Source organism: Mastigocoleus testarum BC008 (genome assembly GCF_001456025.1).
Lineage (GTDB): Bacteria > Cyanobacteriota > Cyanobacteriia > Cyanobacteriales > Nostocaceae > Mastigocoleus > Mastigocoleus testarum.
In genome coordinates, this window is record NZ_LMTZ01000134.1 from 64,875 (window position 1) to 73,077 (window position 8,203).

The 8,203-nt window shown below is 38.4% G+C and carries 7 protein-coding genes; 6 read left to right on the top strand and 1 reads right to left on the bottom strand.

What is annotated here, in order from left to right; genetic code table 11:
• Positions 1–10: 10 nt before the first annotated feature.
• Positions 11–877 carry an SDR family oxidoreductase gene (locus BC008_RS35620; RefSeq protein ID WP_027842599.1) on the bottom strand — a complete coding sequence of 289 codons (867 nt, stop codon included), beginning with the start codon at positions 875–877 and terminating at the stop codon, positions 11–13.
• A gap of 292 nt (positions 878–1,169) precedes the next feature.
• On the opposite strand from BC008_RS35620, the gene BC008_RS35625 reads away from it, so the two are divergent.
• The 6 genes from BC008_RS35625 to BC008_RS35650 all read left to right on the top strand — a co-directional run bounded on the left by BC008_RS35625 (position 1,170) and on the right by BC008_RS35650 (position 7,929).
• Positions 1,170–1,385, top strand: a complete 216-nt coding sequence (locus BC008_RS35625) for a copper chaperone (protein WP_201026207.1) — start codon at positions 1,170–1,172, stop codon at positions 1,383–1,385.
• Between the two features lie 57 nt (positions 1,386–1,442).
• Positions 1,443–2,081, top strand: a complete 639-nt coding sequence (locus BC008_RS35630) for an HPF/RaiA family ribosome-associated protein (protein ID WP_235595987.1) — start codon at positions 1,443–1,445, stop codon at positions 2,079–2,081.
• A gap of 421 nt (positions 2,082–2,502) precedes the next feature.
• Positions 2,503–3,624: a baeRF7 domain-containing protein gene (locus BC008_RS35635; protein WP_235595986.1), complete on the top strand. Its 1,122-nt coding sequence runs from the start codon at positions 2,503–2,505 to the stop codon at positions 3,622–3,624.
• 263 nt (positions 3,625–3,887) lie between these two features.
• A complete protein-coding gene (locus tag BC008_RS35640) occupies positions 3,888–5,588 on the top strand; it encodes a fasciclin domain-containing protein (protein WP_027842595.1) in 1,701 nt (566 codons plus the stop codon).
• 163 nt (positions 5,589–5,751) lie between these two features.
• A complete protein-coding gene (locus tag BC008_RS35645; protein ID WP_027842594.1) occupies positions 5,752–6,321 on the top strand; it encodes a general stress protein in 570 nt (189 codons plus the stop codon).
• 309 nt (positions 6,322–6,630) lie between these two features.
• Positions 6,631–7,929, top strand: a complete 1,299-nt coding sequence (locus BC008_RS35650) for a cation:proton antiporter (RefSeq protein ID WP_027842593.1) — start codon at positions 6,631–6,633, stop codon at positions 7,927–7,929.
• The last annotated feature ends 274 nt before the right edge of the window (positions 7,930–8,203 follow it).

Below are 8,203 nucleotides of genomic sequence, written 5' to 3' on the forward strand. Positions count from 1 at the left end.
ATGAATTCACCTATGCACCGACTACTACACCACCATTAGGATGTAACACTTGTCCTGCGAAGTAGGAAGAATCTTCCGATGCTAAGAATACAAAGCTTGTAGCAACTTCAACAGGCTGACCGGGACGCTTCATCGGAACTTGTTTCCCGAACCCTTCAACTTTTTCGCTGGGAAAAGCATCGGGAATAAAGGGAGTCCAAATCGGTCCAGGGGCTACAGCGTTAACGCGGATACCTTTTTCTAGTAATGATTGGGACAAGGAACGGGTAAAGGCAAGGATCGCACCTTTAGTTGTAGAGTAACTAAGTAAAGGTGCGTTACCTTTGTATGCGTTGATAGAAGTAGTATTAATAATTGAGCTACCTTCTTTAAGATGGGGAATTGCAGCTTTGCACAAATAAAACATTGAGAAAATATTGGTACTGAAAATACTATTCAAACTTCTCGAATCAATATTTTCTAGAGTTTCGGGATTTTCTAAACGTTGTTCGGCTGCATTGTTAACGAGAATATCTAGTTGTCCTAACTGTTCGATAGTTTTTTCTACTACTTGCTGACAAAAATGCTCGTCACTAATATCTCCAGGAATTAGTAAGCATTTTCGTCCTTCTTGCTCGACTAACTCCTTGGTCTTTTGCGCGTCTCCGTGTTCGTCGAGATAAGAAATGGCTATGTTTGCACCTTCTTTTGCATAAAGTACTGCAACAGACCTACCGATACCACTGTCACCTCCAGTAATGAGAGCTACTTTACCCTCTAATTTGTTACTACCGACGTAACTTTCCCGGTCGTACTGGGGTTTGGGATTCATTTCTGATTCTAATGCAGGTTGTCTATCCTGAGATTGAGCAGGAATTTGATCTGCAGAAATTGCCATGTCAGTTCTCCTTGTACTTGTCTGTTATGAATTTTTATTGCTAATACTAGACAAAATAAAATTCAGCGATATCAGTTTATCTAAACACTGAATATACAGTTTAGAAAATTGTGTTTAGCTACTGCTAACTTATTAAAAAAAAACAAATAATAAATGTATCGAAAGCAGGGTTTAAATTGCTCCCATGGTCATAGATTCAAGGATTATAACTAAAGATATCACCTATTTATAACTAAAGATGGTTAGGTAAATGGATCGATTCGAACTAACCTTATTCTAAGCAAATTGTCTAATGAATATTTTTGGAGTTAAACGGCAAATGGAATTTCACGTACCTACTCTCAAGAGTCAAGAAGCTAGCGATAATTTAAAGCAAACTATTCTGACTTCTGAACCAAATGCTAATGTAAACATTGATTTAGATTCTCAAAAAGTGACCATAGAATCTAAGGCTTCTGCCGAGACTTTTAAGCAACTAATAGTTGCATCAGGACATAAAATTAATTAAATTTGAGCTTGATTATCTTTCCAGTAATGATAGCAAGTTCGCTAATTATTTTTAACGATGCAAGAGTCAAATACTATGCAAATCCCTCCAGAAATTACTTATCGCAATATTACTAAAACCGAAGCTATTGATTCTCTAATAAGAGAAAAAATTGCAAAGTTAGAAAAATTTTGCAATTACATGAATAGCTGTCACGTAGTGGTTGAAAAAGCTCACGAGAATCCAGAAAGTGGGTCTCCTCACAGGATCAGTATTGATATTACAATCCCCCACGGACGTGAAATAGCGGTAGGTTATAACCCTGACAAAGGTAAACAGTATCCGCCCCTAGAAGCAGTAATTCGAGATGCTTTTGAAGCAGCGCGTCGTCAATTGGTTGGACTCACCACAGAGCAACAAGGGGAAGTGAAAACACATCCCGAACAGGAAATGGGCGCTGTTATCACTAAATTATTTTCCGAACAAGGTTATGGTTTTCTTAAAGAAATCAGTACCGGTAAGGAAGTCTATTTTCACCGCAATAGTGTTACCAATCAGAGCTTTGAGCAATTAGAAGTTGGTAATGGGGTCAGATTTAAGGAAACGGAAGGAGAAATGGGTCCTCAAGCCACTACCGTCCAAGTAGTTGACAAACAGAGTTCTCCTAGGATTGAATCAGTACCATCAGCTGCAGAGAAGCCATTGGGTTGGAATTGATAATTATTAATATTAACAGTGGTTAGGTGACACTCTGGAAAAGAGTCTGAGAGCCATAAATTACTCGTCAATAAATCTTTACACTTTCTCCTGTTCCCTCCTTGGGAAAATTTTCATTCTTAGGCCAAGGTATTCTAAACCCAACACATAAAAGTCTCTGCAATCGTTTCCTGTGTGAAACTTAGCTGATATGGGTGACTGACTCCAAAAAACCTCACCAGGGTCTTTATTTAATTGAACTGTTTACAGGATACGCAAAATAGTTGTCTTGCGATCGTAGTGCAAAACTATTGGCAGTAAAGAGTAAGCAGTTTTTGAAAGTATTTTTGTAATTACGCTAGCATTATTTATGAGTTTATTTGCGAAAGAAGAATTAAATAGTTTATTTAACTTAACAGATAGATTCTGTGTATCTATCTATATGCCTACACATAAGGCAGGAAAAGAGACTAGGCAAAACCCTATACGTTTCAAAAACTTATTAGATCGAGCTGAATCGAAGTTAGTAGCTGCTGGTTTAAGTACAACAGAAACGGGCGAACTTCTGCAAGAAGCCAAAACAATGATAGATGATTATGATTTTTGGCAGCATCAAGAATTAGGCTTGGCTTATTTTATATCTCAAAGTCAAACGCGTTACTATCTTTTACCTCATAGTTTTACAGAATTGGTAGAAGTAAGCGATCGCTTTTACTTTAAACCTTTACTCCCGCTAATGGCTGCAGATAATGAGTTTTACTTGTTAGCCTTGGCTCAAAACCAAATTCGTCTATTTCAAGCAAGTCATTACAACATTCAAGAACTAGCTTTACCTGAAGATGTCCCTTCTAGTTTAGCTGAGGCTTTAAGTTACGACGATCCTGAAAAGCAACTTCAGTATCATAGTGTCGGAAAGGGTGCAGCTAAAAGCGTCGCTTCTCAATCCAATCCGATTTATCACGGACAAGGAGTAGGAACGACCGATAATAAAACTGAAATCTTACGTTACTTCCAGCAGATAGATCGCGGTTTACACTCTTTGCTACAGGGAAAACAGGTTCCATTAGTCCTCGCAGGTGTAGAGTATTTGCTTCCTATTTACCAAGAAGCTAATTCCTATCCTCATTTGTATAGCCAAGGTGTAACGGGGAACCCGGAAAATCTTTCTTCAGAAGAACTACATCAGCAGGCTTTACAAGTTATTCAACCGCATTTCCAAGAAGCCAGACAACAGGCGATCGCACAATATCAAGAATTACTAAGTACCAAACAAGCTAGTGCAGATGTAAAACAAATCATTCCTGCAGCTATTAATGGTCAAGTAGATACTTTGTTTATTCCCAATAACCTCCAGTGCTGGGGTCGATTCGAGCCAGAAACTAATTCGATTGAAATTGATGACAGTTCCACTAAAGAAAATTTTGATTTATTAGATTTTGCAGCCACGAATACTTTTTTACAGGGTGGGATGGTTTACTGCATGTCTGCAGAGGAAATGCCAGATTCTGAATCTGTTGCTGCAATCTTCCGCTATCCCGTCTACGCTAACTCGTCGTCAGTATAAAATTAGATCGTAGAAAGATTCTGTTGTAGGGTGACGATTCGGTAAACCCACTGCTGAGAGTGAAAGCACGGGCAAATAAAATATCTAGCTCGTGCAAAAGCGTACAGTGAAGGTAAGAGTAAGGTTAAAAATTTTGACTGTTTTCTTATATTTGTTAATGCTCAGAAAATATTAAGCTACCTAAGACAATGGTCATTTGATAGCAGGTACTGCGTAAATTTGAAGCGATAAACAGTGAGTATAGTTGGGAAGAGGAGGCTTTTATGTTTTTTTCGTTGCGTTGGTCGTTCAAGAATATTTACTTACTAGCTTTTGGACTAACTATTGTAACAGTTAGTCCAGTATTACTTTCCGAACCTAGTGTTGCTCAGCTAAAAAATAGAAACTCGGAATCAATTTTGAGTCAGTCGCAGTTTTCATCTACTGTATTTTCTGACGTTCCGGCGAGTTTTTGGGCTAGTCCTTTTATTCGGGCTTTAGTACAGAGACAAATTATAACTGGCTTTCCGGATGGTACATTTAAGCCTGAAAGACCAGTTGAGCGTGCTGAATTTGCAGCAATGCTGGAAAAAGCTTTTAATCAAAATCCAGTCCGACAGTTAAGTACCCAAGGATTTTCAGATGTTCCAGCTGATTATTGGGCAGCTTCAGCAATTAAGGAAGCCTATGAAACCGGATTTATGTTGGGCTATCCGGGAAATGTGTTTCAACCAAATCAAGAAATTCCTAAAGTTCAAGCCATTGTCGCTTTAAGCAATGGTTTAAGGTTAACTGCGGCGAAACCTGTAACTGAAACCTTAAACACTTACTACACAGATGTGTTTGCCATCCCTACCTATGCACAAAGTAGTGTTGCAGCAGCTACAGAAGCCAGTATGGTTGTCAACTATCCAGATGCAAAAACACTTAATCCTACAGAAAATTTAACTCGTGCCGAAGCCGCAGCCCTAATATATCAAGCTTTAGTTAATCAGGGACAAGCACAACCATTAGCAGCTAATCTCCCCGCAGCAAGCTATATCGTTGCTGGGACTCCCGGTCCTACTCAAGCTAAAAACGATATCGTATCTATAGCTTCCTCTAGTGATTCCTTTTCTACTTTAACTTCTTTACTGCAATCGGCAAATCTAGCAGATATTCTTCAACAGCCAGGACCTTACACAGTTTTCGCACCCACCGACGCCGCCTTTGCTGCCTTACCTCCAGAAACTTTACAAGAATTGCAGCAGCCAGAGAATAAAGAATTGCTGGTGAAAATTTTAAGATATCACGTAGTTCCCGGAAGGTTGAGTGCGGATCAAATTTCAGCGGGAGAACTGCAAACCCTTGAAGGTCAACCGGTTAATATTCAAGTCGATTCTAGCAAGAACCAAATCGCGGTCAACGCCACAAATGTTATCCAGGCTGATATCGATGCTAGTAACGGTGTCATCCACGCAGTTAACCAAGTTTTAATTCCACCCGATTTTGATGGAACTCAAAAGTCAGAAACTGAAACTAAAACTGAAACTGCAGACAGTAATGGAGCAGATCTCGAACCCGGTCGTGCGACCCGTGGTGGTTCTAGCTACATTGGAGTTGGTGGTAATATTGGCCTAGGTGGTGAAACTGCATTAGGTGAAGGCAGCTTTGCAGCGATTAGTAAAATAGGACTGACACGTCGCTTCTCTGCACGACCATCAGTCATAATTGATGATGACCCCGTGATTTTATTACCTCTAACCTTTGATTTTTCTCCACGTACGACACCTTCAGTAGCAGGAAGGTCGTTTAATGTTTCTCCCTACTTAGGTGCTGGCGTAGCTATTGAGACAAGTGACGATGCAGATGTCGGTTTCTTACTTACGGGCGGTATAGACGTACCTTTAGGCGATCGCTTCACTGTTAATGGTAGTGCTAACGCAGCTTTCTTAGATGATGATACAGATGTTGGGTTACTTTTAGGAATCGGCTATAACTTCTAGATTAAGTAGGTGCAGGGTTAGAATTCAGGGGTAAGTTAACAGTTAACGCTTCATCCTGGCAACTTATTTAACCGTTTTCTGCGGACGCTATGCACGGATGAAGCAAAGACACTTAAGATACCAATAAAACTAAATAATTGTTTTTTATAAGAGCAAAAAGATTATGTTTGAAGATGAATTACAACGTGCAGTTGGGACCTTTCCAACTTATGAAGAAGCACAAAGAGCGCTTTATGAATTAAGAGAGGCTGACTTTAATATGGATAAAATTTCTATAGTTGGTCAGCATACTGAAAGTTACAAACAGGCAGGTGATATAGTTCCGGATAAATCAAACGCAGAACTAACTAAAGGAGCAGCTAAGACAGGAGCAAGTACAGGAGGAGTTACAGGCGGATTGGTTGGTTTGTTAGGTAGTTTGGGGGTATTAGCAATTCCCGGTATTGGTCCAATCGCAGAAGTAGGAGTAATACTTGCTAATACTCTGATCGGTAGTGGTATTGGTGCTGCTAGTGGTGGCTTAGTTGGCGCTTTGGTTGGTTGGGGAATTCCCGAAGATAGAGCTAAGTACTACGACGAACTACTTTCTCGAGGAAGTTATGTGGTACTAGTTGAAGGGACTCAAGCGGAAGTTAAGAAAGCGGAAATGATTTTGAGACCCCAAGGAATTATAGATTGGGAAATGTATAATATACCGCTAACCCAAGATATTAAAAATCGTACACTCATTTAGTCAGGATTTGCCCCATTGTCACAATTATCATGTTTGGTGTGCGACGCCAAGAGCTTTATTTCCCCTTGCAAATTAATCGAAGTGTCACATACTCTACGAGAAAAAATGTACTAGCGGCATAAGTTCTATTAGTTTTACTTTTAAAAGTTTGACTCTTGAACCTTCAAAATATCCTAATCAATAATCTCCCAAGCTTCTCACCGTAGGGAGATTATTACTATGAAAGAAAATTTCCTTGACGCCAGGTACAGGGAGCAAGCATAACTTTTGACTTATAAAAAATAAAATTCTACGGAGAGATGGGAAATTATGGTAGATGTTTATATTTTAAATCTATTAGCGATCGGTCTGCTGTTACTATTTGCGACCTTAGGCTCTGGTTTTATTTCTCGGCGTTTACCTCTTTCTTATGCAATTATCTACCTGGCTGTCGGAATTATTATTGGTCCCTACGGTTTTAATTTAATTCAGTTACGTCAAACTGAAGTATTTAGTATAAATTTGCTAGAGCGACTTACTGAATTTGTAGTTATAGTATCTGTATTTGGCTGTGGCTTAAAAATTATTCGTCCTTTTAAGTTAGCTGCTTGGGATATAACTATAAGACTAATTGGAATTGTCATGCCAATTTCAATTTTTGCTCTAGCTGCTGTTGCTAAATTTGCTATTAATTTAGATTGGGGGTCTGCTATTTTACTTGGAGCCATCTTATCACCGACGGATCCAGTTTTAGCTTCAGAAGTACAATTAAAAGACACCAAAGATGAAAATGAATTACGTTTTGGTTTAACTTCTGAGGGTGGACTAAATGATGCTTTGGCTTTCCCTTTTGTTTATTTTGGAATTTACGCTTCGAAAGATAGTAATTGGAATAATTGGTTGCACTCTTGGGTTGGTATTGATGTAATTTGGGCAATTATTGCTGGTATTGTTACGGGATTTATAGTGTCTAAAGTGATTGTTTGGTTGGATCGAAAAATTCAGCAATATCATCCTATTGATGATTTAATGGAAGATTTTATTGCACTTAGTACAATTTTATTAACTTACTCAATAACTGAGGTCGTCAATGGTTATGGTTTTTTAGCTGTATTTGTAGCTGGATTGGTATTACAACGTAGCTATAAATCTTCAGAAAAACCGCTAGCACAGTTGCAATTTATCGAAAGAGTAGAAAAACTATTAGAAGTCGGAACGATTGTAATTTTGGGTTCAATATTATTGTTTCAACCAATTATGGATTATGCTTTCGGCTCGCTAGTAGTTAGCGTATCATTACTTTTTATAATTAGACCTCTAAGTGTTTGGATTAGCACTATCGGTAAACGCTTTGTTTATCCACAACGCAAGAATTTTCAACCCGTAAATCGCTTGCTATTTAGTTGGTTTGGAATTCGCGGAATTGGTTCTTTATATTACCTTTCTTATGCTTTGGGTCATGGGGTAGAAGGTGAACCAGCACAGCAAATATCTTGGATAACTTACACTACCGTCATTGCTTCCATTACACTCCATGGTATTACTGCTACACCATTAATGAACTGGTATAACAAGCATCATGCCGATCGTCCGGAAGTTAATTCACCTACTAAAGCAGATAATAAGTAAATTCAAGTAATTAAAATATTCGGTAATGTTATATATTTGCTTCCATTCATACTCGTTAATATATTTTCCTCTTTGATTTGAGAAAATATTTTGTTTTTTAGATGCAAGTAAACTGAATCGGTAGTTTGAAATCAATCGTTTTAAATCGGCAATTTTAAAATTAATAAATAAAGAAATTTATCAATCGCGGGTGATTTAAGTAGGGCTTGCTGAATAAATACAAAAAGGTGATGGTTAATACATTATCAGACCCAAGGAATATATTCAGATGCAA

Coding starts and splice junctions, on each gene's coding strand:
- BC008_RS35620 (WP_027842599.1), bottom strand. CDS start 877: ATGGCAATTTCTGCAGATCAAATTCCTGCTCAATCTCAGGATAGACAA.
- BC008_RS35625 (WP_201026207.1), top strand. CDS start 1,170: ATGAATATTTTTGGAGTTAAACGGCAAATGGAATTTCACGTACCTACT.
- BC008_RS35630 (WP_235595987.1), top strand. CDS start 1,443: ATGCAAGAGTCAAATACTATGCAAATCCCTCCAGAAATTACTTATCGC.
- BC008_RS35635 (WP_235595986.1), top strand. CDS start 2,503: ATGCCTACACATAAGGCAGGAAAAGAGACTAGGCAAAACCCTATACGT.
- BC008_RS35640 (WP_027842595.1), top strand. CDS start 3,888: ATGTTTTTTTCGTTGCGTTGGTCGTTCAAGAATATTTACTTACTAGCT.
- BC008_RS35645 (WP_027842594.1), top strand. CDS start 5,752: ATGTTTGAAGATGAATTACAACGTGCAGTTGGGACCTTTCCAACTTAT.
- BC008_RS35650 (WP_027842593.1), top strand. CDS start 6,631: ATGGTAGATGTTTATATTTTAAATCTATTAGCGATCGGTCTGCTGTTA.